General features: G+C 72.2%; 24 protein-coding genes and 3 tRNA genes. 12 read left to right on the top strand and 15 right to left on the bottom strand.

The features are described from left to right. Window positions 1–67 precede the first annotated feature (67 nt). A complete protein-coding gene (locus tag JQX11_RS23905; RefSeq protein WP_307826328.1) occupies window positions 68–1108 on the bottom strand; it encodes an LCP family protein in 1041 nt (346 codons plus the stop codon). A 126-nt stretch (window positions 1109–1234) separates the two neighbouring features. On the opposite strand from JQX11_RS23905, the gene JQX11_RS23900 reads away from it, so the two are divergent. From JQX11_RS23900 to JQX11_RS23890, 3 genes are all read left to right on the top strand, one after another. Further along, window positions 1235–2068: an O-methyltransferase gene (locus tag JQX11_RS23900; RefSeq protein ID WP_204927203.1), complete on the top strand. Its 834-nt coding sequence runs from the start codon at window positions 1235–1237 to the stop codon at window positions 2066–2068. Window positions 2069–2232: 164 nt separating this feature from the next. After that, window positions 2233–2550: a hypothetical protein gene (locus JQX11_RS23895; RefSeq protein WP_204927202.1), complete on the top strand. Its 318-nt coding sequence runs from the start codon at window positions 2233–2235 to the stop codon at window positions 2548–2550. Window positions 2551–2613: 63 nt separating this feature from the next. Continuing rightward, window positions 2614–3693, top strand: a complete 1080-nt coding sequence (locus JQX11_RS23890; protein WP_307826327.1) for an expansin EXLX1 family cellulose-binding protein — start codon at window positions 2614–2616, stop codon at window positions 3691–3693. 153 nt (window positions 3694–3846) lie between these two features. Here the strand turns inward: JQX11_RS23890 and JQX11_RS23885 are convergent, their stop codons facing one another. From JQX11_RS23885 to bcp, 4 genes are all read right to left on the bottom strand, one after another. Beyond that, a complete protein-coding gene (locus tag JQX11_RS23885; RefSeq protein ID WP_204927201.1) occupies window positions 3847–4374 on the bottom strand; it encodes a GNAT family N-acetyltransferase in 528 nt (175 codons plus the stop codon). A gap of 65 nt (window positions 4375–4439) precedes the next feature. Further along, window positions 4440–4525: transfer RNA gene (locus JQX11_RS23880), tRNA-Leu, on the bottom strand. 5 nt (window positions 4526–4530) lie between these two features. Then, window positions 4531–5436 carry a hypothetical protein gene (locus tag JQX11_RS23875; RefSeq protein ID WP_204927200.1) on the bottom strand — a complete coding sequence of 302 codons (906 nt, stop codon included), beginning with the start codon at window positions 5434–5436 and terminating at the stop codon, window positions 4531–4533. 48 nt (window positions 5437–5484) lie between these two features. Further along, the gene (gene bcp, locus JQX11_RS23870; RefSeq protein ID WP_204927199.1) at window positions 5485–5961 is read right to left on the bottom strand and encodes a thioredoxin-dependent thiol peroxidase; all 477 of its coding nucleotides are present in this window, start codon (window positions 5959–5961) and stop codon (window positions 5485–5487) included. Window positions 5962–6212: 251 nt separating this feature from the next. Between bcp and JQX11_RS23865 the strand changes: the two genes are divergently transcribed. The 4 genes from JQX11_RS23865 to JQX11_RS23850 are packed head-to-tail and all read left to right on the top strand — an operon-like array spanning window position 6213 to window position 8891. Further along, complete coding sequence (locus tag JQX11_RS23865; protein ID WP_145918134.1) at window positions 6213–6932, top strand: energy-coupling factor ABC transporter permease; 720 nt, start codon at window positions 6213–6215, stop codon at window positions 6930–6932. Continuing rightward, window positions 6929–7345, top strand: coding sequence for a PDGLE domain-containing protein (locus tag JQX11_RS23860; protein ID WP_204927198.1), 417 nt, complete (start codon window positions 6929–6931; stop codon window positions 7343–7345). The genes JQX11_RS23865 and JQX11_RS23860 overlap by 4 nt, the downstream gene beginning before the upstream one ends. Before the next feature lie 14 nt (window positions 7346–7359). Then, entirely contained in the window at window positions 7360–8130 is a 771-nt protein-coding gene (cbiQ, locus tag JQX11_RS23855; protein WP_204927197.1) for a cobalt ECF transporter T component CbiQ, read from the top strand. Continuing rightward, window positions 8127–8891 (top strand): energy-coupling factor ABC transporter ATP-binding protein, encoded by a 765-nt coding sequence (locus JQX11_RS23850; RefSeq protein WP_204927196.1) that lies wholly within the window; start codon window positions 8127–8129, stop codon window positions 8889–8891. The genes cbiQ and JQX11_RS23850 overlap by 4 nt, the downstream gene beginning before the upstream one ends. Window positions 8892–8930: 39 nt before the next feature. On the opposite strand, the gene JQX11_RS23845 is transcribed toward JQX11_RS23850, so the two are convergent. Genes JQX11_RS23845 through JQX11_RS23835 form a run of 3 tightly spaced genes read right to left on the bottom strand, consistent with a single transcriptional unit; the run spans window position 8931 to window position 11255 of the window. Continuing rightward, complete coding sequence (locus tag JQX11_RS23845; RefSeq protein ID WP_204927195.1) at window positions 8931–10025, bottom strand: hypothetical protein; 1095 nt, start codon at window positions 10023–10025, stop codon at window positions 8931–8933. After that, a complete protein-coding gene (locus tag JQX11_RS23840; protein WP_204927194.1) occupies window positions 10022–10738 on the bottom strand; it encodes a thioredoxin domain-containing protein in 717 nt (238 codons plus the stop codon). Before JQX11_RS23840 ends, JQX11_RS23845 begins: the two co-directional genes overlap by 4 nt. Continuing rightward, window positions 10731–11255 (bottom strand): MauE/DoxX family redox-associated membrane protein, encoded by a 525-nt coding sequence (locus JQX11_RS23835; RefSeq protein WP_204927193.1) that lies wholly within the window; start codon window positions 11253–11255, stop codon window positions 10731–10733. Before JQX11_RS23835 ends, JQX11_RS23840 begins: the two co-directional genes overlap by 8 nt. Window positions 11256–11607: 352 nt before the next feature. Here JQX11_RS23835 and JQX11_RS23830 point away from each other — a divergent pair, with 352 nt between their 5' ends. Both JQX11_RS23830 and JQX11_RS23825 read left to right on the top strand, forming a co-directional pair. Beyond that, window positions 11608–13263 (top strand): copper resistance CopC/CopD family protein, encoded by a 1656-nt coding sequence (locus JQX11_RS23830; protein ID WP_204927192.1) that lies wholly within the window; start codon window positions 11608–11610, stop codon window positions 13261–13263. 17 nt (window positions 13264–13280) lie between these two features. Then, window positions 13281–14012 (top strand): YcnI family copper-binding membrane protein, encoded by a 732-nt coding sequence (locus JQX11_RS23825; protein ID WP_204927191.1) that lies wholly within the window; start codon window positions 13281–13283, stop codon window positions 14010–14012. A gap of 207 nt (window positions 14013–14219) precedes the next feature. Here the strand turns inward: JQX11_RS23825 and JQX11_RS23820 are convergent, their stop codons facing one another. Further along, on the bottom strand, window positions 14220–15500 hold the full coding sequence (locus JQX11_RS23820; protein ID WP_204927190.1) for a glycosyltransferase family 87 protein: 1281 nt from the start codon (window positions 15498–15500) through the stop codon (window positions 14220–14222). Between the two features lie 73 nt (window positions 15501–15573). Here JQX11_RS23820 and orn point away from each other — a divergent pair, with 73 nt between their 5' ends. Together orn and JQX11_RS23810 are read left to right on the top strand one after the other, a co-directional pair. Continuing rightward, window positions 15574–16164, top strand: coding sequence for an oligoribonuclease (gene orn / locus JQX11_RS23815; protein ID WP_204927189.1), 591 nt, complete (start codon window positions 15574–15576; stop codon window positions 16162–16164). Window positions 16165–16263: 99 nt separating this feature from the next. Then, window positions 16264–16336, top strand: a tRNA-His gene (locus tag JQX11_RS23810). A 168-nt stretch (window positions 16337–16504) separates the two neighbouring features. On the opposite strand, the gene JQX11_RS23805 is transcribed toward JQX11_RS23810, so the two are convergent. Next, window positions 16505–17785, bottom strand: coding sequence for a L,D-transpeptidase (locus tag JQX11_RS23805; protein ID WP_204927188.1), 1281 nt, complete (start codon window positions 17783–17785; stop codon window positions 16505–16507). A 172-nt stretch (window positions 17786–17957) separates the two neighbouring features. Beyond that, on the bottom strand, window positions 17958–19232 hold the full coding sequence (locus JQX11_RS23800; protein ID WP_204927187.1) for a L,D-transpeptidase: 1275 nt from the start codon (window positions 19230–19232) through the stop codon (window positions 17958–17960). A 187-nt stretch (window positions 19233–19419) separates the two neighbouring features. On the opposite strand from JQX11_RS23800, the gene JQX11_RS23795 reads away from it, so the two are divergent. After that, window positions 19420–19495 (top strand) — tRNA-Lys (locus tag JQX11_RS23795). 143 nt (window positions 19496–19638) lie between these two features. Here JQX11_RS23795 and JQX11_RS23790 read toward each other — a convergent pair. The 4 genes from JQX11_RS23790 to JQX11_RS23775 are packed head-to-tail and all read right to left on the bottom strand — an operon-like array spanning window position 19639 to window position 23013. Then, window positions 19639–20856 carry a tyrosine-type recombinase/integrase gene (locus tag JQX11_RS23790; RefSeq protein ID WP_204927186.1) on the bottom strand — a complete coding sequence of 406 codons (1218 nt, stop codon included), beginning with the start codon at window positions 20854–20856 and terminating at the stop codon, window positions 19639–19641. 3 nt (window positions 20857–20859) lie between these two features. After that, a complete protein-coding gene (locus JQX11_RS23785; RefSeq protein WP_204927185.1) occupies window positions 20860–21066 on the bottom strand; it encodes a helix-turn-helix transcriptional regulator in 207 nt (68 codons plus the stop codon). Continuing rightward, window positions 21063–22307: a TRM11 family SAM-dependent methyltransferase gene (locus JQX11_RS23780; RefSeq protein ID WP_204927184.1), complete on the bottom strand. Its 1245-nt coding sequence runs from the start codon at window positions 22305–22307 to the stop codon at window positions 21063–21065. Before JQX11_RS23780 ends, JQX11_RS23785 begins: the two co-directional genes overlap by 4 nt. After that, window positions 22300–23013 (bottom strand): hypothetical protein, encoded by a 714-nt coding sequence (locus JQX11_RS23775; RefSeq protein WP_204927183.1) that lies wholly within the window; start codon window positions 23011–23013, stop codon window positions 22300–22302. Before JQX11_RS23775 ends, JQX11_RS23780 begins: the two co-directional genes overlap by 8 nt. Between the last annotated feature and the right edge of the window lie 1145 nt (window positions 23014–24158).

Below are 24158 nucleotides of genomic sequence, written 5' to 3'. Positions count from 1 at the left end.
TCAGAGGCAAGCACCGGCTTCCCGCCACGAGGCAGGCACGGCTTCCCGTCCGGCGGCGACGTCAGGCTCAGCGGGCGGCGCGGACGATCTCGGCGGTGGCGTCCCGGCGGACCGCGTCGTAGAACGCCTCGGACTTCTGCTCGTCGGCGAAGACCACGCTCTCGGAGCCCACCCGCCCGGTGCCCCGCGACGGGCTGGTGACGAAGGTGAGGTTGCCGCCGCGCAGGCCGCGCAGTTCGGTCGCCAGGTCCAGCAGCGACATCTCCCGGTCGACGGAGACCGACGACGAGGCGGCCCGGACGAAGTCGTTGAGCTTCCCCGGGCTGGTGAGGATGCCGCCGGTGGCGGCCTTGTCGAGGATCGCCCGGATCACCTGCTGCTGGTGCCGGATGCGGGCGAAGTCGCCGTCCGGGAACTGCTTGCGTTGGCGGGAGTAGTCCAGCGCCGTCGCCCCGTCCATCGTCTGCCGGCCGGCGGGGAAGGTGCGCAGCGGCGGGTGGATCGAGGTGAACCGGTGGTCGACGGTGATGTCGACCCCGCCCAGCGCGTCGATGATCTCCTGGAAGCCGGCGAAGTCGACCACCGCCACGTGGTCGACGTGCACCCGGGTGAACTCCTCGACGGTCTGCACCATCAGCGGAATCCCACCCCAGGCGTACGCCGCGTTGATCTTCGCGGTCCGGCCGCCGTGCCGGCCGTCCGCCGACCGGGGTACGCGGACCCAGGTGTCCCGGGGGATCGAGACGAGCTGGGCGCTCTTCCGGTCCTTCGGCAGGTGGGCCAGGATGATCGTGTCGGTGCGGGACCCCTCGGTCCGCTCCGGGTCCCGGGAGTCGCTGCCCAGGATCATGATGTTCATGGCGTCCCGGGCCACCACCGGCGGCCGGTCCTGCGTCGGCACGCCGGTGAAGGCGTCCACCCGCTCGACGTCGTTGTCGACCGAGCGCAGATAGAGCGCGGCCGCGCCGACGCCACCCGCCCCCAGCAGGGCCAGCGCCAGCAGCGCCACCAGCGCGATCCGCCAGACCCGCCGACGCTTCGGTGCCGGCCCCGGGGTGTCGACCGACGGGGTGGGAGCGGGCTCCGAAACGTTCTCAGCTGCTGGCACGGCCGCATGTTACTGATCCGTCACCCAGTACGGCAGCCCGCGTTCGCCCGACGGCCCGAGGCCCGAAAAGCCGCCGTACGCTGGACGTTCAGCCGCCCGTCACCTGCGGCTGGTAGAAACCGCGCCGTGGATGCGACGAGACTGCGCCGGGCCATCGCCCGTACCCCGCTGGCACCGGTGGCCGCCTTCCCCGGGCGGCTCGCCCGGGTCGCCCGGTACGACGCGAAGGTGCTGCGCACCTCGGCCCGCTGGCTGGCCACCTCCCGGGAGCACCACAACTACACCTACGAACTGACCCGGCTCAGCCGGGAGCACCTGACCTGGTTCGTCAGCGTGGTCTGCGACGTCCCGGTGGCCCGGGTCCGGGGCCACCTCGCCGAGATCACCGGCGACGCGGCGCTGCGCCGGCACATCGAACAGGCCACCGCCCGGTCCGCCCGACGCGGCCTGGCCGACCGCCGGGTCCGCTACGCGCGCCGGGTCGGCTGGTACGCGATCGTCCGGGCCACCCGGCCCGCCCACGTCGTCGAGACCGGCACCGACAAGGGGCTGGGTAGCTGCGTCCTCGCCGCCGCCCTGCTGCGCAACGCCGCCGAGGGCCACCCCGGCCGGCTCACCTCGCTGGACGTCAACCCGGAGGCCGGCTACCTGGCCCGCAGCGCGCCCTGGGCCGACGTGACCGACCTGGTGGTCGGCGACTCGGTCACCGCGATCGCCGCCCTGGACCGGCCGGTCGACCTGTTCCTGCACGACAGCGACCACAGCCACGACCACGAACGCCGCGAGTTCGACGCCGTCGAGCCGAAGCTGGCCCCCGGCGCGATCCTGCTCACCGACAACGTCACCACCACCGGGGTGCTCGCCGAACACGCCGAACGCACCGGCCGCCGGTTCCTCGCCTACCGCGAGACCCCGCTCGACCACTGGTACCCCGGCGACGGCATCGGTGTCGCCTGGTGAGCTGCCCGCCTCGCGCAGCCGGGGCGACCGGAGGGGGCGCGGGGCGGGCCGCCGTGCCCGACCGGTGCCGGACGGCCGAGCCGTAGTCCGCCGCCCGGGTGTTGCCCCCGGGACCGTGTCGGATCGATGATGGCCGAATCGCCACCATCGACGGAGGAGTCGGCATGCAGGTTCTCCACCACCCCCGCGTGGCCTGGGACATGGCCCGCCTGATCGTCGCGAGCGTCCCCGACGACGAACTCTTCGACTGGCTGGGCACCGAGCTCGGTGCGCTGCTCGGCCCCGACCACGCCGGCTCCCTCCAGGACACCCGGCAGCGGCTCCAGCCCTGGGCCCGGACCACACCCGACGCCGCCGCCGTCGAAGCCGGCCGCTGGCGGGTCCGCCTGGAGGACCTGCTGCGTACCCGACCGGAGATCGCCGAGCCGCTACGGTCGCTCTCCGTGATCGCGTCGGGGCTCCACCGCAACCGGATCGGCTGACCGGCTTAGCTTTCGCTTAGCCCGCTTGTCCCCGGGTCGTCGGCTGCGGCAGCATCGGTCGGCGTGACCGACGGCAGCCTGTCCCAGGAACCCGACCACGGGCCGGACGGCCGCGCCCCCGCCGGGCGTCCCGGGCCGGGGCGTCGCCGCGCCCGGGGTGGCGGACGTCGCCGCTGGCTGGCCGCCGGTGGCGTCGCCGCGCTCGCCACCGTGCTCGGGCTGAGCCTCGCGCTGCGCTCCGGCGCCGCCCCCGCCTGCGCCGCCCCGCCGGTCGGCCTGGCCGGTGCCGGGCCGGTGGCCGCCGGGCGGCTGCCGCTGGCGGCCCCACCCACCGGGAGCACGGTCCACAAGGGAAAAGCCACCTTCTACGACTCGAAGGGGGCCGGCGGGAACTGCTCCTACCCGTCCGCGCCGGCCGACCGGATGTACGTGGCGCTCGGCCCCACCGAGTACAGCGCCGGCGCGGCCTGCGGCGGGCACCTCGACGTCACCGGCCCCCGGGGCACCGTCCGGGTCCTGATCATGGACCAGTGCCCGGAGTGCGCCCCCGGGCACGTCGACCTCTCCCGCGAGGCGTTCGCCCGGATCGCCGACCCCGTACAGGGCATCGTCGACGTCAGCTACCGCGCGGCGGTCGACCCGCCGCTGTCCGGCCCACTCACCTTCCGGATCAAGGAGGGCGCGTCGCAGTACTGGTTCGCCGTGCTGGTCGCCGAGCACGGCAACCCGCTGCGCGCCGTCGACGTGCGGCAGGGCTCCGGCGCCTGGCGCACCGCCGCCCGGCAGGACTACAACTACTGGCAGATCGACTCCGGAGCCGGGCCCGGCCCGTACGCCGTCCGGGTCACCGACGTGTACGGCCACCGCGTCACCGCCAGCGGCGTCACCATGTCCCCCGGCCGGGTCCAGCGCAGCACCGTGACGATGTACGGCGGCAGCGCCCCCGCCGCGCGGAAGAACCCGACCAGCCGGCCGTCCTCCCCGAGCCCCACCGCCAGCCCGACCCGGGCCACCGCCAGCCCGTCGGCGGTCGCCTCCGCCAGTTCGCCAGGCGCACCGCAGGTCAGCGACCCACCCGCGCTCGCCGCGTCGGAGGCGGAGCCGGGCGCGGGCCGGCCGGTCGACTGCACGTCCCGGGGCTGACTCCCGCCGGCCCTCCACCGCCGCTGCCCGCCTCGGCTCGGCGGGGCCAGCCGCGCGTCGCCTGGTCGTCGGAGCGGCCCGTCCGTCGGGCGCGGACCCGGCCGGACGCCGCCGGGTCGACCCGGCGGCGGTCGAGTGCGGTCCGTCGGATGGTCAGTCCGGGGTGTCCAGGTCCCGCCACATGAGGATCTCGTCGCGGTCGTCGTCGGCTGCCACCCGCAGCGCGCCCGGCAGTCGACCCACCTCGCGGTAACCGAGCCGGTCGTAGAACCTCTCCAGGCCCAGCCCGCCGCGCACCGTCACGTGCAGCGCCCGCCAGCCCAGCTCGGGCGCGCGCCGGGCGGCCTCCCGCATCAGGGCCTGCCCGTGGCCGCGCCCCTGGGTGGCCGGGTGCACCATCACCCGCTTGAGGATGCCCCAGTGCGCCTTCAAGCCGAACCGGTTGTCGGCGAGGAACAGCACCGCGACCGGTCGGTCAGCCTCGTAGCCGACCAGCATCCGGTCCGGACCGTCGGTGACGGCGGCGAAGGTGGCCTCGGCGACGGGACGTACGTCGGCGGTGGTGACCGGGGCGACGAAGCCGACCGCACCGCCGGCGTTGGTGACCTCGACCCAGAGGTCGACGATCTGCTCGCGCAGTGCGGGGGTGAGGTCGGGGTCGAGAACGAAACGCAGGCTCACCCTGCCGATCCTGCTGCGCCGACGCGTCGTGCGCCCGCGATCGTGACCCTCCCGACAGGGCCGTGTGGTGCGGGAGGGGGGACTTGAACCCCCACGTCCTTTCGGACAATAGGACCTAAACCTACCGCGTCTGCCATTCCGCCACTCCCGCTCGGGTCAGAGTTTAGAGCGTCGCGCGGAAACGGTGGAGAGCCCGGCCCGGCGCAGGATGTTCGATACCGTCCCGTGACTGACGACACAGGCGTCGCCGGTCGCCTCGCGGATGAACGCGGCGAGTTTCCGGGGCCCCAGATTGGGACGGGCCAGTGCGTACCGGAGGACGGTTTCCTGGTGCGGCGAGCCGCTGCGCGGTCGGAGCGGGACGGCGGCGGTGCCGGTGGTGGCGAGCCGTCGGCGGAGCCGGGCGACGTGGTTGCGATGGCAGCCGATCCGCCGGGCCGCCTCGCTCGGCCCGATGAGACCCGCCTCGACCTGTCGGATCACCTTTGCGGCCCGCTCCGCGTCGACAGGTGCCGGGGTTGGTGGACGGTACGCGGCCGGCGGCGGGACGGCGACGTCGGGCACCGCACCGGGCTGGCGGGCTCCGCCGCCGGACCGGTGACGCCCGGCGTAGGTCGGGGTCTGGCTGTGACAGTTCGGGCAGAGCAGCCGTAGGTTCGGCGGCCGGTTGTCGAGGAAGTCGCCGCTGAGGTGGTCGACGTGCAGGGTCAGCGGCCGCCCCTGCCAGACGGGGTTGGTGCCGCACCCCTCGCACTCGTCGGGAACGCCGATGTCACGCAGCGCAGCCTTCAGGCGGGCGCCCGGCACCCGTCGGGAACCCGCTGGCAGTGGACGCAACACCTGGACCGACGGGGTACGCCGCCCGGACGGTCGGCCACCCCCGCCCGGACGGCGGGTGAAGTGTGACGTGTCGATGCCCAACCGCTTGAGCTGACGACTGATGTGCGCGTGTGAACCACCGCTGAACCGGACCCCGAGGACGCGCAGGACGTCGGCGATGCTCCGGGACTGCGCCGCCGCCTGGGCGAGCACTTCGGCGTGTACTTGTACCGGGTCACCCACGCACAGTAGCGGCGAGGTCCGACATCGTCGGTCGTCGGCCGGACGCGCTCAGTCGAGGCCGAGGTCGCGGCGCAGCTTGGCGACGTGGCCGGTGGCCTTGACGTTGTAGAACGCGTGCTCGATCTTCCCGTCCGGGTCGATGACGAAGGTGGACCGGATCACCCCGGTCACCGTACGGCCGTAGGACTGCTTCTCGCCGAAGGCACCGTACGCGGTGAGCACCGCCTTGTCGACGTCGGCGACCAGCGGGAAGGTGATGGCGTCGCGCTCGCGGAACTTCGCCAGCTTGGCGGGCTGGTCGGGGGAGATGCCGACCACCTCGTAACCGGCGGCCTGGAGCGAGGCGAGCGAGTCACGGAAGTCGCAGGCCTGCTTGGTGCAGCCGGGGGTCATCGCGGCCGGGTAGGCGTACAGGATGACCCGGCGACCGCGCAGCGCGGCGAGGGAGAGCGTCTCCCCGGTGTCGGTGGGGAGGGTGAAGTCGGGTGCGGGGTCGCCGGGGGTGAGCCGGTCGGGCGCGGTCATGGCGACGACCCTACCGTCGGGCTGCGCCGCCCCGGCCGATCCCCGCCGGGACACCCGGGACGTTGCCCCGCCGCGCGGTCCTGCCCGGTGGGGCGCGCGCCCGTCCCGGCGTTCCCGCAGCGTGCGGTACGGCGGCCCGTTGGGGGGACCGGCGGTGTCCCGACGGTGAACAACGCCATGCCTTGTTGCCGTGTCTTGGCAACAACCCGTACCGGGAAATAGTCTGGTCCCGCCAGCCGACTGGAGGTCCCGTGGAAACCCTGGCGATGCACATTTCGAACGGCATCATCAACGGTCCGGTCGCGGGGATCTTCGCCGCCGTCGCGCTGGCCGCCCTGACCTTCTGCGTGCTGCGCGGCCGACGTGACCTGGACGACCGGCTCGCGCCGATGGCCGGCCTGGTCGCCGCGTTCATCTTCGCCGTGCAGATGCTCAACTTCCCGATCTTCACGGCCGGGGTCTCCGGGCACCTGCTCGGTGGCGCGCTCGCCGCCCTGCTGGTCGGCCCGTGGGTCGGCGCGCTCTGCGTGTCGGTGGTGCTGATCGTGCAGGCCCTGGTCTTCGGCGACGGCGGCGTCGCGATGCTCGGCCTGAACATCACCAACATGGCGCTGCTCGGCACCGCGGCGGCGTACCTGCTGATCGCCGGCCTGCTGCGGGTGCTGCCCCGTACCCCCACCGGCCTGGCGGTGACCGCCTTCGTCTCGGCGCTGGTCAGCGTGGTCGTCGCCTCCCAGGGGTTCGTCGTGCAGTACTGGCTCGGCGGCACCACCGACCTGGGTGGCAACCTGACCGGCCTGGCCGGCACGATGGCCGGCGTCCACCTGCTGATCGGCATCGGCGAGGGGCTGATCACCGCGACCACGGTCGCGACCGTCGCCAAGGTCCGACCCGACCTGGTGTACGCGTTGCGCGCGCTGAAGCCGGCGACCGCGCCGGCCCCCGTCCCGGCTGTCGGAGGTGCCCGGTGAGGAAGCGGTCCTGGGGTTTCGTGGCGGTCGGCCTGCTGGTCGCCCTGGTGCTGGCCGGGGTGGTCAGCAACTACGCCTCGTCGCACCCCGACGGTCTGGACTCGTCGCTGCTCAGGGGCTGCACGGTGAACGCCGACGACGAGATCACCGGCGGTTCCTGCCCGGCCCAGCAGGCCAGGGACCACGAGCTGGCCGACAGCCCGCTGGCCGACTACGGAATCCGTGGCGTGGACAACGGCTTCCTCTCCACCGGCCTGTCCGGGGTGGTCGGCGTGCTGCTCACCTTCGCCGTCGGCGGCGGCGTGTTCTGGCTGCTGCGCCGTCGTGGCCCGGCTGACGCCCCCGGCACCGGGCCGTCCCCGGCCGACGGGCGGCACGCCGGCGACCGGCAGTCCGCCGGCACCGCCGGCTGACCCGGCGGTACGACGTGGGTGCCGGACACGCGCACGTGCTCTACCGGGACACCCCCTCCCGGGTGCACCGGCTGGCACCCGAGGTGAAGATCGCCGCGATGGTGCTGTTCACCGTGGCGGTGGTGGCCACCCCGCGCGAGGCGTTCTGGGCCTTCGGCGGGTACGCCCTGCTGGTCGCCGCCGTCGCCGTGCTGGCCCGGGTCGGCCCGCGTTGGCTGCTGCTGCGCGCCACGATCGAGGTGCCGTTCGTGCTGTTCGCGGTCGCCCTGCCGTTCCTCGGGGCGGGTCCGCGCACCGACATCGTCGGGTTGAGCCTGTCGGTGGACGGCCTGCACGGGGCATGGAACATCGTCGCCAAGGGCACCCTGGGGGTGCTCGCGTCGCTGCTGCTGGCCGCCACGACCACCACCCGGGACCTGATCGTCGGCCTGGACCGGCTGCGCTGCCCGCAGATCGTCACCCAAATCGCCACGTTCATGCTGCGCTACCTCGACGTGCTGGTCGGTGAGGCCCGCCGGATGCGGGTGGCCCGGATCTCCCGGGGTGACGACCCGCGTTTCCTGTGGCAGTTGCGGGGCTTCGCCGCCGGGGTGGGCGCGCTGTTCCTGCGGGCCTTCGAACGCGGTGAGCGGGTCTACCTCGCGATGCTCTCCCGGGGGTACACCGGGCGGATGCCGGCGGTCTGGCAGGGGGCCGGCGCGGCGACCGCCGGGCAGTGGGTGGCGGCGGCGACCGTGCCGCTGGCGGCGGTGGCGATCGCCGCCACCGCCGTCGTCCTGACATGATCGGTGACGTGCCCAACGCTGTCTCCCTGGACGTCCGCGGCCTCCGCTACGCGTACCCGGACGGTCACGTCGCCCTGGCCGGGGTGGACCTGGCCGTGCCGCGCGGCGGGCGGGTGGCCCTGCTCGGCCCGAACGGCGCGGGCAAGACCACGCTGGTGCTGCACCTCAACGGCATCCTCACCCCGACCGGAGGATCGGTGAGCGTGGGCGGGCTGACGGTGTCCCGGGACCGGGACACCCTGGCCGAGATCCGCCGTCGGGTGGGTGTCGTCTTCCAGGACCCGGACGACCAGCTCTTCCTGCCCACGGTCGCCGAGGACGTGGCGTTCGGCCCGGCCAACCTGGGGTTGCGGGGTGCCGAGCTGGCCGCCCGGGTGGACGAGGCGTTGACCGCGGTGGGGATGGCCGAGCACCGGGACCGCGCCCCGCACCACCTGTCGTTCGGGCAGCGGCGTCGGGTGGCGGTGGCCACCGTGCTGGCGATGCGCCCGGAGATCCTGGTCCTCGACGAGCCGTCGTCCAACCTGGACCCGGCGGCCCGCCGGGAGCTGGCCGGGATCCTGCGCGCCCTGCCGGTGACCCTGCTGATGGTCACCCACGACCTGCCCTACGCGGCGGAGCTGTGCGAGCGGGCGGTCATCCTGGACGCCGGCCGGATCGTCGCCGACGCCCCCACCGTCGACCTGCTCGCCGACGCCGACCTGCTCTCCCGCCACCGCCTCGAACTGCCCTACGGCTTCCACCCCCGACCGATCGGCTGACGACCGGGCACCCTGCGCCGGGCCGTGACCGCAGACGGGTCAGGTCCGGGCCGGCGCGGCGGCGGGCCGGGGCGCGGCGGCGCGGGCGGCGGCGTGCAGCCGGAGCAGGCCGGCGGCGACCGCCCCCACCCCGGCGACCAGCACCCCGGTCAGCAGCACCCGTGCGACGCCGCCCGACCAGGGCACCGGGGCGACGGCGCGGGACAGCACGGTCAGGTTGGCGACGCCGACGAAGAGGGCCAGGCACGCCCCGGCCAGCGCGAGCACGAAGTCGGCGGCGGGCCGGCGGGCCACCGCCCACCCCCCGGCGGCCACCGCACCCAGCCCGGTCAGCAGCGGCCAGAGCTGCCCGGCGGCCAGCCCGAGCAGCACCCCGCCGACGCCCTGCGCCCCGGCGTCCAGTTCGCGGCCGAGCACGAGGGCGACGGCGGCGGCCCCACCGAGGGCGAGCACCCCGCCGACGCCGCGCAGCGCCCGGCTGCCCGCGTCGGTGCCGGCCGGCAGCAGTCCCGCCGCGCCGACCAGCAGCGCGCCGAGGGTGACGGCCACCCACCAGGGGTACGGGTCCGGCGGCGGCACCCAGTCGAGGGTGCCGCGCAGCTCCGCCGGCTCGTCGCCGATGCGCAGCGCGACGGTCCACTCCCGGACCCGGTGTTCCCGGCCCGGGTCGGCGGCCACCGGGGCGGGCACCCCGGATTCCCGCCACAGGGCCCGCTGGTCGTGCCAGCGGACCCGCCTGTCGTCGCCGATCCGACGCCACTGCGGGGCGGCGGCCGGGTCGGCGGTGGCGGGCAGCGCGGTGTCCCCGGCGAGGGTGCGGTTGAGGTACGTGGCGGGGGAGCGGACGTTCTCGTACACCCCGCCCGGCCCGACCCGCAGGTACGGCTCCCCGGAGTAGCCGATCACCTCGACGTCCCGGCCGGTGTGGTTGACCAGTTCCAGCCGGGCGCCCGCCTCGACGGCCCGGACGATCACCCCCGCCCGGGCGGGGGTGATCCCGGTCACCGTGGTGCGGTAGTCGGTGCCGTCGGGGGCGTCCGCCCCGTGCGCGTACGCCGGTGCGGCGCAGCCGAGCAGGCCGAGCAGTACGGCGGTGACCAGCAGGACGGCCCGTCGCAGGGGTGCCGGGGTCACTTGCCGGCCGCCTCCACGGCCGCGGTGATGCCGGCCGGGCTGCGGTCGGACACGGCGGCGCCGTTCACCATGATGGTCGGGGTGCCGGTGACCCCGGCCTTGCTGGCATCGTCGGTGACGTGTTCGGTCCACGCCGTGTACGTCCCGTCCTTGACGCAGGAGCCGAAGTCGTCCTTGTTCAGCCCGACGCCCGCGCCGATGTCGATCAACTGGTCGTTGCTCAGCCCGGCGCTGCCCTCCGGCGGCTGCTGGGCGAACAGCGCGTCGGTGAACTCCTTGAACTTGCCGCCCTTCGCGGCGCAGCCGGACGCGGCCGAGGACCGGGTGGAGTATTCGGTGGTGGAGAACCGGTTGAGGTAGGCGACCGGATGGAAGACCACCCTGGCCTTGCCGGAGCTGACCAGCTGGTTGATGGTCTCCCCGCTGGTCTGCTGGAACTGCTTGCAGGCCGGGCAGAGGTAGTCCTCGTAGAGGTCGATGGTGACCGGCCCGGTGCCGAGCACGACACCGGTGCCGGCGTCGTTCGCCCCGGGCGGTGCGGTGAAGGTGTCCGACTTCTGGCTGGAGTAGACACTCCACCCGATCAGGCCGGCGATCACCAGCACCACCACCGCCCCGACGGAGGTCCAGAGGGTCCGCTTGCGGCGCTTCTCCCGGGCGAGCTGTTCGCGGACGACCCGCGCGGCCTCGTTGCGTCCCTTACGACTACTCATCGTCGTCCTCCACGGATGGGTCGCCCGCGAGCCAGCCGTCCACCGAGAACGGGGTGCGGGGCCAGATCAGCAGGAATCCGGCCAGGGCCAGGAATCCCAGGTCCCGGAGGATCTCCGGGAGGTAGCTCGGGGACTGGCCGGCGGCGAGCTGCCCGCCGCTGCCGAAGCACCCGCAGTCGATGGCCAGGCCACGGGCCCAGGCCGAGGCGATGCCGGCGACGAAGACCACCAGCAGCGCGGCGGAGATCCCGGCGCTCAGCCGGGTCGCCAGCCCGGCGAGCAGGAGCAGGCCCAACGCCAGTTCCACGAACGGCAGCGCGGCCCCGATCGCCGTCGCCACCTCGTAGGGCATCACCTGGTACGCGTTGACGGCCCGGCCGGAGGCGGCGAGGTCACCCACCTTCGTCCCGCCGGCGTACAGCCAGACGGCGGCCAGGCCGAGCCGGGCGGCGACGCCGAGCCAGGGACGGACGAGCGGCCAGCGGCCGGCCGGGCTGCGTGTGGTGGTCACCCTCATTGGTCGTCCCGCCCGGCCCGTGGGTTCCCCGGGGTGACCGGTCGCCGGGTCGCCGGCCGGGGCACCGGGGGCCGGTCGGGGCCGGGCGGCGGGCCGCTACGGCCGGTGGCGGAGGGGTCGCGGTGAGCGGGGATCACGACAAGCCAGGCTACGCGGCGTGGCGCGGGCGGGCAGGGTCGTTCGGCCCTTTCCATGGTCCCGCTCACTCCGGGAACTTTTCCCCGCTGCCGTACGACTATCTGCTCATGACGCCCCACCACCTGCGGCAGGCGCCCCGGCCGCCGTGGCCGCCCCCTGCCGTCACGGGGTGGCCGGGTGGGCGTACCGGCCTGCGGTCAGCGAGCATGGCGGGATGAACGCAGTCGATCGTCGCCGGCTGGCCCGGCTGGGGGCCGCCGCCGGCCTGCTGGTCACCCTCGTCGCCCTGCTGCTCGCCCCGGCCGGGCCGGCGAGCGCCCACGCCGTGCTCTCCAGCAGCAGCCCGGTGGCCTCGTCCGTGGTGCCGAGCGCCCCGTCAGAGGTGGTGCTGACGTTCAGCGAGTCGGTCCGCAAGGTGCCCGACAAGGTACGCGTCATCGCCCCGGACGGCTCCCGCGCCGACCGGGGTGAGCCCCGCTTCGAGGGGTCGGTGGTGACGATCGGGGTGGACCCGGCCGGGCCGCAGGGCACCTACCTGGTCAGCTACCGGGTGATCTCCGCCGACAGCCACCCGGTGTCCGGGGCGTTCACCTACTCGGTGGGGGCGCCGTCGACGCCGCCGACCGACTCCGGCTCGGACAGCCGGGCCGACCCGGTGGTCGGCGCGGGCGTGAAGGTGACCAAGTACCTGGGGTACGCGGGCCTGCTGCTGGTGGTGGGTCCGGCGCTGGTGCTGGCCGCGCTCTGGCCGCTGCGGCTGTCCCGGCGGGGCCCGGCCCGGCTGCTCTGGTCCGGCGTGGGGCTGCTGGCCGTCGCGACGGTGGCCGAGGTGTGGTTGCAGGTGCCGTACACCGCCGGCGGGGGGTTGTTCGACGTCACCGGGGAGGGCCTGTCCGAGGTGTTGGGCAGCGGGTACGGCACCGCCCACCTGATCCGGCTGGGCCTGCTCGTGGCGGCGGTGTTCCTGCTCCGGCCGCTGACCCGGGGGCCGGTGGGGCGTACCGACGGGATCATCCTGACCGGGCTCGGGGTGGCCGGGCTGTTCACCTGGCCGCTGGCCGGGCACCCGGCGGCGTCCCCGGCCCCGGCGGTGTCGGTGCTCGTCGACGCGGTGCACCTGGGCAGCATGGCGGTCTGGCTGGGCGGCCTGGTGATGCTGGCCGGGTTCCTGCTGCGCCGGGCCGACGAGCGGGAGCTGGGGGCGATCCTGCCGATCTGGTCCCGCTGGGCGGCGCTGGCGGTGGCGGCGCTGCTGCTGGCCGGTGTGGTGCAGGGGCTGATCGAGGTGGCCAGCGTCGAGGCGCTCACCGGCACCACGTACGGCCGGCTGCTGCTCGCCAAGATCGGGCTGTTCGCGCTGGTGGTGGCCGTGGCCGCGTACTCCCGGCAGTTGGTGCGGCGGCGGACCGCGGCGGCCCGGCCGGTGCCGGTGCGACGCGCGGTCTGGGTGGAGCTGGCGATCACCGCGGTGATCCTGGGGGTGACGGCGACCCTGGTGCAGACCCCGCCGGCCCGGACCGCCGTCGACGGCGGTTCCGGTGCCGACGCCGGCTACTACTCGACCACGCTGACCAGCCCGATCTACTCGCTGCAGGTGGAGCTGGACCCGGCCGAACGGGGCAACAACTCGATGCACCTGTACGCCTACACGCCGGACAACCGGCCGCAGCCGGTGGTGGAGTGGAAGGCCACCGCCGCGCTGCCCTCGGCCGGGATCGAGGCGATCGACATCCCGCTGCTCAAGCTCACCGACAACCACGCGACCGGGGAGTTCAGCTTCCCGTCGGCGGGTGAGTGGCAACTGCGTTTCACAGTCCGTACGTCCGACATCGACCAGGCCACGGTGACCGCCACCGTGCCGATCAAGTAAAGAAGGGCCCGTCCCCGATGATCCGTCTCCGGCGCTCCGCATCCGCCGCCGCGCTCACCCTCGCCGCCGTCACCGCCACGGTGCTCGGCCTCGCCGGGCCGGCCGCGGCGCACGTCACGGTCAACCCGAAGGAGGCGACCCAGGGCAGCTACGGCCGGTTCGCCGTCCGGGTGCCCAACGAGAGCGACACCGCCTCCACCGTCAAGATCGAGGTGAACCTGCCGGAGAACGCCCCGGTCGGCTCGGTCTCCACGATGCCGGTGCCGGGGTGGACGGTCGCGGTGGAGAAGCGCAAGGTGGACCCGCCGATCGAGGTGCACGGCAGCCAGCTCACCGAGGCGGTGTCGAAGCTCACCTGGACGGCCGCCGCCGGTGGGGGCGTCAAGCCGGGCGAGTTCCAGGAGTTCCCGATCTCGCTCGGTCCGCTGCCGCAGGTGGACAAGATGGTCTTTAAGACGCTCCAGACCTACTCCGACGGCAACGTGTCGCGCTGGATCGAGGAGCCCACGCCGGGTGCGGAGGAGCCGGAGAACCCGGCGCCGGTGCTGACCCTGACGGCGGCTGCCGCGTCCCCCTCGGCGGCCCCGGCGGCGGGCGCGCCGGCCGCGAAGGACGACGACGATGACGACGACGCCGGTTCGACGGCGGTCGTGCTGGGCGTCGCCGGCCTGCTGGCCGGGCTCGGTGGGCTGGCCCTCGGCGGGCTGGCCTTCGCCCGGACCCGGCGGGAGCCGACGCCGAAGTCGTGACCCGTACCACCCGCACCGGCCCGTCGGACCTGTCCGGCGGGCCGGTCGCGTCGCCGCCCCCGACCCGGTGCCGGACGGGCCCGGACGCGGTGACGGCCCTCCGCGCTGCCGACGCGGAGGGCCGTCTCACCGGGGGATCGGTGGGCTGTGGGTCGTGACCGACTGACCCCAGATTAGCGCCAAAGGTCGAATAAGGGAATATCTGTCCTATTGGTGCTGCCGGCCGGCGGTCGGCACGGGCTCCCGCTCCCGCCTGCGCTCCCGGCGGACCGGCAGCAGCACGAGCAGCAGCAGCGCCAGCAGTACGTACTCGTTGCGCAGCAGGAACTCCCACGGGTTGTCCGTACGGGCCGGGGCCACCCCCCAGTCGTAGAACGAGACCACCCCGTAGACGATCACCAGGCCGGTGCCGGTGGCGAGGGTGAGCAGCCGCCGCCGACGGCGCGCCCCCGCCGGGGTCTGCGGGTCGGCGTCGAGCGCGGCGTCCACCAGCACCACCACCGCCGGAATGAACCAGTAGATGTGGTGGGTCCAGGTGATCGGGCTGACCAGACCGCCCACCAGCCCGGTGAGGGTGAGGCCGGTCAGCCAGTCACCGGCCCCGGCGGCGCGGGCCGCCCGCCACAACCCGTACCCGAGGATCGCCACGACCAGCACCAGCCAGAGCAGCCGGTTCGGCTCCTGCGGTGCGTCGATCCGGCTGAGCAGGCCGAACAGCGACTGGTTGCCGGTGTAGTCGGTGCGCCCCACCCGGTCGGTGGCCCACAACTCGTGGGTCCAGAACCGCCACGAGTCACGGGGGGCCACAGCGGCGGCCAGCAGCGTCGCCGCCGCCGCCGTGACACTCGCCACCACCGCCGCCCGCCACCGCCGGGTCACCAGCAGGTAGACGATGAAGATGCCCGGGAAGAGCTTGAGCGCCGTGGCCAGCCCGACGCCCACCCCGGCCCAGCGCCGTGCCTGCGGTACGGCGAAGAGCAGGTCGGCCAGGATCAGCACCACCAGCAGCATGTTGATCTGACCGAAGGTGATCGTCTCCCGGGTGCTCTCCACCGCGAAGACCAGCAGCACCGCCACGGTGAGCGCGTACGTCCGGTGCAGGCCGTGCCGCTCGATCACCGGCAGCACCAGCCAGCGGGTGGTGACCACGACGGCGACGCAGGTCAGCGCCGTGAAGATGACGATGGTCAGGCCCAGCGGCAGCACCCCGAACGGCCGCAGCAACAGGGCGCTGAACGGCGGGTACGTGAAATACAACTCACCCTGCACCCGGTCGGGCTGCACGTAGTCGTAGAGCGGGTGCCCGGACGCCCACCAGTCCATCGCCCGCATGTAGATCTTCAGGTCGAAGAAGTCGTGCACCAGGCCCGGCAGGTAGAGCGCCGGCAGCACGGCCGCCAGCGCCAGCACCGTGACGACCCGGCGGGCCGTACGACTTCGCTGGTCCTCCGGGGTGGTGACGGGGGACGCGACGGATTCGGCGGGCACGGGGAAACCCTAGCGGTCCCACCCCGCGACAGTGCCGAGGCGCGGGTACCTGGGCTGCGCGTAGTCTGTTGCGGTGGCTGACCTTCTCGTCTGGATCGACTGTGAGATGACCGGGCTCGACCTCGGCAGCGACAAGCTGATCGAGGTGGCCGCACTGGTCACCGACCCCGACCTCAACGTGCTGGGGGAGGGCGTGGACGTGGTCATCCACGCCGACGAGGCGGCCCTGGAGGCGATGCCGGAGATCGTCCGCACCATGCACGCCAAGTCCGGGCTCACCGAGGAGGTGCGCCGTTCCACGGTCACCCTCGCCGAGGCCGAGGACATGGTCCTGGAGTACGTCACCAGCCACGTGAAGGACCCGCGTACCGCGCCGCTGTGCGGCAACTCGATCGCCACCGACCGGGGCTTCATCGCCCGGGACATGACCCGGCTCGACGCCCACCTGCACTACCGCATGATCGACGTGTCGTCGATCAAGGAGCTGTGCCGGCGCTGGTACCCCCGGGTGTACTTCGGCCAGCCGCGCAAGGGGCTGGCGCACCGGGCCCTGGCCGACATCCGGGAGAGCATCCGCGAGCTGGAGTACTACCGGCGCACCCTGTTCGTGCCGCTGCCCGGCCCGGACGTCGAGACGGCGAAGTCGATCGCGGCGCAGCTCTAGGCCGGTGCCCGCCGAAGGGCGCAACCCGCTGGACGGGCCCCGCCCGGGTGTGGCTATTATTAGTCCGCACCCGCCCGGGAAACCGGTGCGGACGGCATGGTGGCTGTAGCTCAGTTGGCAGAGCACCGGGTTGTGGTCCCGGTTGTCGTGGGTTCAATTCCCATCAGTCACCCGGTTAGTGGATGTTCTCCACCTCAGGCCCCCTCATCCGAGGGGGCCTGAGTCGTTTCCGGGTCCGAATCGTTTCCGGGCCTGAGCCGCCCGGGGGTCGGGGTGCCGTCGAAGACGGGCCGGCCCCCACCTTCAGGCGGGGGCCGGCCCGTACGGTGTGCCGCAGGGGTCAGGGCGTCGGCTCGGTGCTCGGCGTCGGCGTGTTCCCGGCGTCCGGCTGCCCGGCGTCCGGCTCGTACGGCAGGGCGCTGCCCTTGACGTACTGGTCCCAGCTCATGTTCCAGTCGGTCCAGCCGTTGCCGTTCTGGAGCTTGCGCTCGGTGCCCTTGACGGTGATCGGGTCACCGATCTTGGTGTTGGCGAACAGCCAGGCACCGTCCTTCATCGACACGTTGACGCAGCCGTGCGACACGTTCGTGGTGCCCTGCTGCCCCTCCGACCAGGGGGCGGCGTGGATGAACTCGCCACCCCAGGTGAGCCGCTGGGCATAGTCGATCTTGGTGCGGTAGCCCTCCTCGGGGCCCAGCTCCTCCATGGTGTCGAAGACCGTCTTGCGCAGCTTCTCGATCACCACCATCGTGCCGCTGGACGAGGGGGTGCTCTTCTTGCCCAGGCTGACCGGGATGGTCTTGACGACCTTGCCGTCCCTGGTCACGGTCATCCGCTTGGTCTTGTTGTCGACCTGCATCACCACCGAGGGGCCGACCTTGACGTCCACGGTCAGGTCGGAGCGGCCGTACCAGCCGCCGCCCATCGGCAGCCCACCCGCCCGCACCCGGTACGAGATCGTGGTGCCCGACTGCCAGAACTCCTTGGGCCGGTAGCGGACCTCGGTGGGGCTGACCCAGTGCCAGACGCCCGCCTGGGCCGGAGTGCTGGTGACCGTCATCCGGCGCTGCACGTCGTCGCGGTAGTCCTCCGGGACGGCCCGACCGAACTTCACGATCAGCGGCATGCCCACGCCGACCACCTGGTTGTCGCCGAGGAAGCTGGTCACCCGTACCTGCTTGTCCGGCTTGGCCATCACCGTGAAGGCACTGGTGGCCGTGGCCGGCTTGCCGTCCTCACCGGTCGCCGTGACGGTGGCGGTGTACTTCTCCCCGTACTCCAGCGTGCCGTCGGGCAGCCAGCTCGCGCCGTCCGCGGCGAGCTTGCCCTCGACGGCCTTGCCGGCGGCGTCGGTGAGCGCGACGGTGGTGTCCTTCGCGTCCTTCGCGGTGAAGACGATGCCGGTGGAGGCCGGGACGTCGGTGGCGTCGGCCTTCGGCTCGGTGATCGTCGCGCTGGCCTTCGGCGCGGCCTCCTCGCCGCCGCCCTGCCAGCTCGACGGCTTGTCGCCGCCCGAACCGGTGCAGGCAGAGGTGAGGGCCAGCGCCGCGGCGAGGACCCCCGCCGCGAGCACCCGGCGACGACCGGTGCGCCCGGTCAGGTGGTCCTGGACAACTCGCATGATTCCCTCACAGTCGTGGTCCCCGATGTCCCATCGTCCCTCACAGACGCGGCGGCGCGCCCGTCGGTTGCGAAGGGTGAACTGAAACACGCCGCCGGGCGGGGTGCGATGACCATCGGTCACCGGCCCGTACCGCTCCGGGTCGGCGACCTGCGCCGACCCGGAACGGCGGTCAGACCAGCGGACCCGAACCGCCCTGCGGCACCGGCACCGCGCTGCCCTTGACGAATTCCGCCCAGGTCAGGCTCCAGGCCGTCCACCCGTTGCCCTGTACGAGCTTGCGCGGGGTGCCCTTGACCGTGATCGGGTCACCCACCTTCGTCTGGGAGAAGAGCCACTTGCCCATCGCCATCGACACGTTGACGCAGCCGTGCGAGACGTTCCGCCGACCCTGCACCCCCTCGGACCACGGTGCCGCATGGATGTACTCGCCGCCCCAGGTCAGCCGCTGAGCGAAGTCGATCTCGGTGCGGTACTGGTTGGCCGGGTCCGGTTCGTCCATGGTGTCGAAGACGGTCTTCTCCTTCTTCTCCATCACCACCATGGTGCCGCTGGACGACGGGGTGCTCTTCTTGCCCAGGCTGACCGGCAGCGTCTTGATCAGCTGGCCGCCCTGGAAGACCTCCATCTGCTTGGTGGCGTTGTCCACCTTCATCTCGAAGGCCCGCCCGATCTTGGCGGTGGCCGACCGGTCCACGTTGCCGTACCGGCCGTTGCTCAACGGAATCCCGGCCAGCGCGATCCGGACGCTCAACGTCGTCCCCGGCTGCCAGTACTCCGGTGCCCGGTAGTACGCCTGCGTGCCGTTGGAGACCCAGTGCCAGGCCCCCGGCTGCGGTGGATCGGTCTTGACGAACATCCGCTTCTGGACGGCCGCCCGGTCCTTCTGCGGGATACCCGGGCTGAACTCGGCCACCACCGGCATGGCCACGCCGTACGTCCGGTCGTCGAAGAGGTACAGGCCGGAGCCGATCATCGAGTTCGGCTTGGCCATCGTGGTGAACGTGCTCACCCCCTGCCGGGGCTGGCCGTCAGCGCCGGTGCCGGTCACCGTGGCCTTGTACCTGGTGTTGTACTTCAGGGCCGACGACGGCACCCAGGAGCTGCCGTCCAGACGCATCTTCCCGCCGACCTGCTTGCCGTCACCCGTGGTGAGGGTGACCGAGGAGATCTTTCCGCCGTCCGGGAGGTCAGCGCTGATCTCGGTGCTGACCGGCCTGCCCTTCGCCCCGTTCGCCGGACTGACCGTCAGGTCGGCCGCCGTCGGCGCGGACGGCGACGCGCCACCGGACTGCGTCGGAGTCGCCTCCCCGGCGCTCGGCGTGGCCACGGTGCCGCCGACGAACTCGGCTTCCTTCTTCTGGTCGCCGCCGCAACCGGCCAGAGCCAGCGACGCCGCCAGGACAAGAGCGCCCGCCATCGCCCCGCCCCGCGTGAACCTGCCCATCCCCACCTCTGTTCTCGCGTGCCTGGCGGACATCGTGCCCCATGTCGGCCACCAGCTCGATGCCGGACGTGTGTTGTCGGGGGGATGTGTTCACTTTTGCCCGATAAGCTCGCCCGAAGGGTGGAGCCGGGTATCGGATTGGAACCCCGCTCATGGCCCGTGCTAGTGTTCTCTCCGTTGCCAACGAGCGCCGCTAGCTCAACTGGCAGAGCAGCGGACTCTTAATCCGCGGGTTCGGGGTTCGAGTCCCTGGCGGCGCACCACAAAAAGGCCCTGACCAGCGTTTAGCTGGGCAGGGCCTTGATGTTTGTCTATGTAGTTTTGAACCGCCCCCCGTAAACCCCCCAGTAACGCCGTGGGGCGATCACATTCGACGGGGCGGGTGGTGCTGCCGGCCGCTGCCCGGCTATGCGGTCGGTTGCGGGCCAGGGCGGGGTTTCTCCGGATCGCCTGACGTTCGCCTTCCGCCGAGCTGTTCGAGGATGGCGGAGCTGTCCGGGGCGAGGGCGGCCTTGACGATGTAGTGCTTCTTGGTGATCTCGTTGCTCCCGTGCCCGAGCTGGGCGGCGGCGCTATCGGTGTTGGCCTCCCTGTCGATAAGGGTGGCGACGGTCTTGCGGAAGGTGTGCGGGGTGACCCATTCGAGGCCGGTGTCGGCGCGGGCTGCACGCCACTGCCGGCGGACGTTCGGCGGGGAGAGCCAGGTGCCGCGTCGGGAGGCGAAGATCGCGTCGTGGGGGTTGTCGGCGGCGTCGAGCTTGCGTGCCATCAGCATTCCGACCGCGAAGCGGGGCAGGACCACTGACCGGAAGCCCGCGTCGGTCTTCGTCCACTCCTGGCGGAAGAAGCCCTGGCCTTTGACGTAGATGATGGTGCCGCAGATCGTCAGGACGGGGTGTTCGGCGGCGAGATCCAGGTCTTCCCACCGCAGCGCCAGGATCTCGCCGATGCGGGCGCCGGTGGCGAGCATGAGGTCAACGATGTCGGCCAGGTCGCTGGTCGGGCGAGGGCCTGACTTGCCGGGGGTCGGCTGTTGCCATCTCCGGATCGCCGCGCGGACGTCGTCGAGCTGTTCCCGTTCGAGGGCGACGACGGTCTTGCGTGGCTTGCGTAGGCGGCTGGTGTCGCGGATGGGGTTGGTGGTGAGCGCGCCGCGCCGTACGGCCAGGGCCAACATCTGGCCGAGGACCACCTTCGCGCTCTTGGCGGCCGAGGGGCGATCCTCGGCGATCTTGCGCAGGAACTTGTCGATGCGGCCCGCGCTTGCCTCCCGGATCCGTAGGTCACCCAGGGCGGGCACGATGGAGACCCGCACGCTGATCTCGTACCTGCTGATGCTTTGCGGCGAGACGCGTTCCTCTGCGGTGATCTCTTCCAGCCACCGAGCAGCGAGCGTGCTGACGTGCGTTTCCCGGGTGATCTCGTCGTCGTTGGGGGCCACTCGGTCGCGTAGCTTGATCTTCAGCGCTCGGATGGCGGCCGGGCCGGTGGTGTCGGTGGCCTCGACGTCGCGGGTCTTGCCGTCGTGGTCGCGGTAGCGGGTTCGGGCGCAGTACCGGTTGGGGCCGAGCTTCTCGGTGCGGATGTTGCCCCAGGTTCCGATGGGTAGCGGAGGTCGGGCCATGGGTCAGCGCTCCGGGTCGGTGTGGGCGTCGAGCCAGCGTTCGACCTCGCTGCGTCGGTAGCGCAGGGTGTTGCCGACGCGGATAGCGCGTGGTCCCTTGCCTCGGCTGTGCCAGGCGTAGAGGGTGTTTTTCGGCTTGCCCAGCCAGGCCGCGACGTCGTCGATGGTCAGGAGGGGGTCGGGTCGCCACTCGGCGGCCGGGGTGTTCACTGCGGGCCCGTCGCGGTGGGTGAGCCGGGCTGCGGTTGTGGCCTGGGGGGATCGTCGGACCACCGGCGGTCGGTGGGGGCGCGTCGTACGTCCCCTGGCGTGGGGTGCAGATGGGGCGGGCACGGATCGGGTGTCCTTTCATCGTCCCGGTCCGGGCGGGACCGGGGGTCGATGGCGCTGCCGCCAGGATTGGCGTTTCCGGGGGGCATCGCCTGTGCACGTCGATCCACGCGGTGTGGGGTGGAGGCATCAAGCTGGTCAGCGTGCGCCGTGGTGCCGACTGGCCGGCTCTCGGTGTCGTGTGCGCTGGAGTTCGTCGGGCGGCGGAAGACGGCGACGTCCTCATGTTGCAGGAGCCATTGCGGGTCGCCGGTGGCGATGGCGTCGCGGATGTTCTTCTGCTGGAAGAACGAGGCGCGGGGGATGATCCGGCCGTCGCGGACGCCGCAGATGAGGGCGATGCACTCCTCGACGAGTTCGAGGCCGGCGTTGGTGCCGGCGGCGGCGACCATGCCGGGGATGTCGATGAGTTCGCCGTGGCGGCGGTAGGGGCGGGCGGTGACGATGACGTGTCCGCCGGGCCGCAGGAGTTGGCGGCAACCGGCGAGGATCGCGGTGAACCCGTCGGCGAGTTGGCCGGGGGTGCGGTAGGCGAGGTTGTCGCTGTCGCCGTACCGATGGTTGATCTTGCGAACCTGGCCGCGTCTCGGGCCTGGCGTGCGGACGTGGCCGTGGGTGGACGGCCCGTAGGGCGGTGAGGTGATCACCAGGGACACCTGTCCGTGCAGGCTGGCCGGCAGCAGGGCCGGTAGGGCGGTGGAGTCTCCGTGGTAGATCTCGCCCCGACCTGGCGCGCCGGCTCGGAGGGCGTGGTGGATGTTGTCGGCTGCTTTGGCGACCCATTCGGCTTCGTACTCCATGCCGACGCCGTGGCGGCCGAGGTGCATGGCTTCGATGACGGTGGTGCCGATGCCGGCCATGGGGTCGAGGACCACGTTGCCGGGGTTGGTGTAGGTGCGGATGGCGTACCGGGCGATGGTGGGCAGCATCTTGCCGGGGTGGGCCAACGACTCGGGGGTGTATCGGCCGCGTCGTAGGTCGCGGGACGGGTGCTGACCGGTGAGCCAGACCGTGCCGAGGTAGCCCTCGGCGAGTAGGGCCGCCAGATCGGGCCCGTCAGGGTACGGCGGTGTGGAGTCGTGCAGACCGGGGGTACGCGCCGACGGACGAGGCTCAGGCATGGGCGTTCTCCTCACCGGTGGCTGTGGTGCCGAACACGAGCAGGTCCCGGAACGTCGGAAGGTGCCGGCCAGCGAGCAGGTGCCGTCCGTCGTTGCCTTCGGTGCCTTCCGGGGCGGTGCGCGGTTCGTGCTCGGGGAGCGGGACGAGGACGGCGGGGATGTGCTGGTGGTAGAAGAGTCCGGCGGTGCGGGCAGCGGCGATGACCGTCGCGCGGTAGCTGAACCCGCCGGGTGGGGGTGGTGTGGTGGTGAGTCCTGCGATCAGGAACCCGCCGGGGCGCAGCAGTGCCCGCCAGGTGCTCATTGCGGTGTTCACGTCGTCGGGGGGAAGCCGCTCGATCGCTTGTGGTAACGCGGCCAGGATCAGGTCGACACCCCGGTCGGGCTGGTGAGGCACGCCGGAGCTCGGGCGTGCGGAAGGTGGGAGCCGCAGGCGCAGACCGTGGGGGTCGGTGAGCAGCTGAGCTGGTACCCGGTGCAGGTAGGTGGTCGCGGCGAGGACGGCGGGGTGCATGCCGAGGTCGAGAACCACATCCCCGGCGTCGGTGTAGCGGCGGATGAGGTAAGCGAGGTGGTTCGGGGATAGTCCGTGCCAGTCCGGCACTTCCGGGCGGTGCGTGCGCGGTGTGCGGGTGCGGGGGAGGAGCAACCCGACCGGTAACGGCTGAGGCCGGTCGTCGGGAGCGGTGGAGCTGGGCTTCGGCATGGCGTGTGGGCCACGTCCGCCGACGAGCGCTGACACCAAGGGATTACAAATCCGGACCTCGGATTGGAAGTCAGACCCCACGCTGACGAGGAGGCGTTAGCCGACGTTGGCCTGAACCTCGTCCGATGCACGACCAACGCTCGTTCACGGGGCGGATATGGCACGCGCCTCCCGCACGCTGTGGCCGGTGGCAGGTTGTGATCGATGGACAGGCGACAGAGACTCAGGTCGTATACCGGACGGCGAGCAGGCGAGGCAGCTTGCATGTCCCGTATCCCCGGAGACGACCCAGGCCAGCGAGCTATCAAGCCCTGCCGGAGACTTCCTGACGCTTCGCCAAGCGGTACGGTTGCTCCTTTCCTCGTCCTGGGAGGTGGCTACAACGCCGTGTCGGCGAGGTGCCCGAGGCGTGTGGCAAGCAGGGTAACGCTTACCTGTACGTGTACCGCGATCTTGTTGTTTGTGCTGGAGGACGACACCAGATGCCGAAAATATCCGGCACCGTGTCGTGCATTAAGTGCCCCTCCAACGGTAGTCTGCACCCAACGGTAGATATCCAACGGCACTGGACGAACGTCCATGGCCTTGGATGAGGAAGACTCCGCCCCAGGATTCGCAGCCTTAGAGGCGGAGCCCTTCCCGCTAGTGTGGGCCCAGCGACTGGTCAGGTCAGTTGGGTCCACACCCGTTTCCGGCCAGCGTTACCGCTAGACCGGTGGCGTAGGCGAGCACCTTAAGTACCAGTGCTAGCCATTCGCCGGCGTCCCGCCATCGGTTGGCGTTGGTCCGCCGGTTTCTCCTCGGGCCCGAGGGCCCCTTGCGGCGCAGTGTCACTCACCGCTCCTCCCCGGTTCAGTGGTTCGGGGACTGTCCCCCCGCTAGGCGGTCCCGTCCGCCTTGAGCCGGTGCTGAGGTTGGTTCGTGCTGTGCGCTGGGAACACCATAGCGAGCGTTCGGGGTTGAATACGGCTCATGTAGAAAGTTCGTGCGAGGTGCCAGACAGCTCGACGAGGGCTGCGCCTCCGTGACCAGCCACTATGGTCATTCCAGCCACTTTTGAAGACTAGCTGCCGTTGCCGGTCTTCGCGCTCTTGCATCGCTGCGCTCCGGTCACGTCCATGAACCGCCGCTTCTGACGCGCACCC

It is taken from the genome of Micromonospora humida, assembly GCF_016901255.1.
Classification (GTDB): domain Bacteria; phylum Actinomycetota; class Actinomycetes; order Mycobacteriales; family Micromonosporaceae; genus Micromonospora; species Micromonospora wenchangensis.
The sequence above is the reverse complement of the archived record's forward strand: the minus strand, read 5'-3'. Positions and strand labels throughout refer to the sequence as shown.

Bases quoted from the DNA above. Each gene is read 5' to 3' on its own strand.
- JQX11_RS23825 (WP_204927191.1), top strand. From the start codon at position 13,281: ATGATCCGTCTCCGGCGCTCCGCATCCGCCGCCGCGCTCACCCTCGCC.
- JQX11_RS23780 (WP_204927184.1), bottom strand. From the start codon at position 22,307: ATGCCTGAGCCTCGTCCGTCGGCGCGTACCCCCGGTCTGCACGACTCC.
- JQX11_RS23840 (WP_204927194.1), bottom strand. From the start codon at position 10,738: ATGAGTAGTCGTAAGGGACGCAACGAGGCCGCGCGGGTCGTCCGCGAA.
- JQX11_RS23830 (WP_204927192.1), top strand. From the start codon at position 11,608: ATGAACGCAGTCGATCGTCGCCGGCTGGCCCGGCTGGGGGCCGCCGCC.
- JQX11_RS23800 (WP_204927187.1), bottom strand. From the start codon at position 19,232: ATGGGCAGGTTCACGCGGGGCGGGGCGATGGCGGGCGCTCTTGTCCTG.
- JQX11_RS23895 (WP_204927202.1), top strand. From the start codon at position 2,233: ATGCAGGTTCTCCACCACCCCCGCGTGGCCTGGGACATGGCCCGCCTG.
- JQX11_RS23835 (WP_204927193.1), bottom strand. From the start codon at position 11,255: ATGAGGGTGACCACCACACGCAGCCCGGCCGGCCGCTGGCCGCTCGTC.
- JQX11_RS23775 (WP_204927183.1), bottom strand. From the start codon at position 23,013: ATGCCGAAGCCCAGCTCCACCGCTCCCGACGACCGGCCTCAGCCGTTA.
- bcp (WP_204927199.1), bottom strand. From the start codon at position 5,961: ATGACCGCGCCCGACCGGCTCACCCCCGGCGACCCCGCACCCGACTTC.
- JQX11_RS23805 (WP_204927188.1), bottom strand. From the start codon at position 17,785: ATGCGAGTTGTCCAGGACCACCTGACCGGGCGCACCGGTCGTCGCCGG.
- JQX11_RS23850 (WP_204927196.1), top strand. From the start codon at position 8,127: ATGATCGGTGACGTGCCCAACGCTGTCTCCCTGGACGTCCGCGGCCTC.
- JQX11_RS23790 (WP_204927186.1), bottom strand. From the start codon at position 20,856: ATGGCCCGACCTCCGCTACCCATCGGAACCTGGGGCAACATCCGCACC.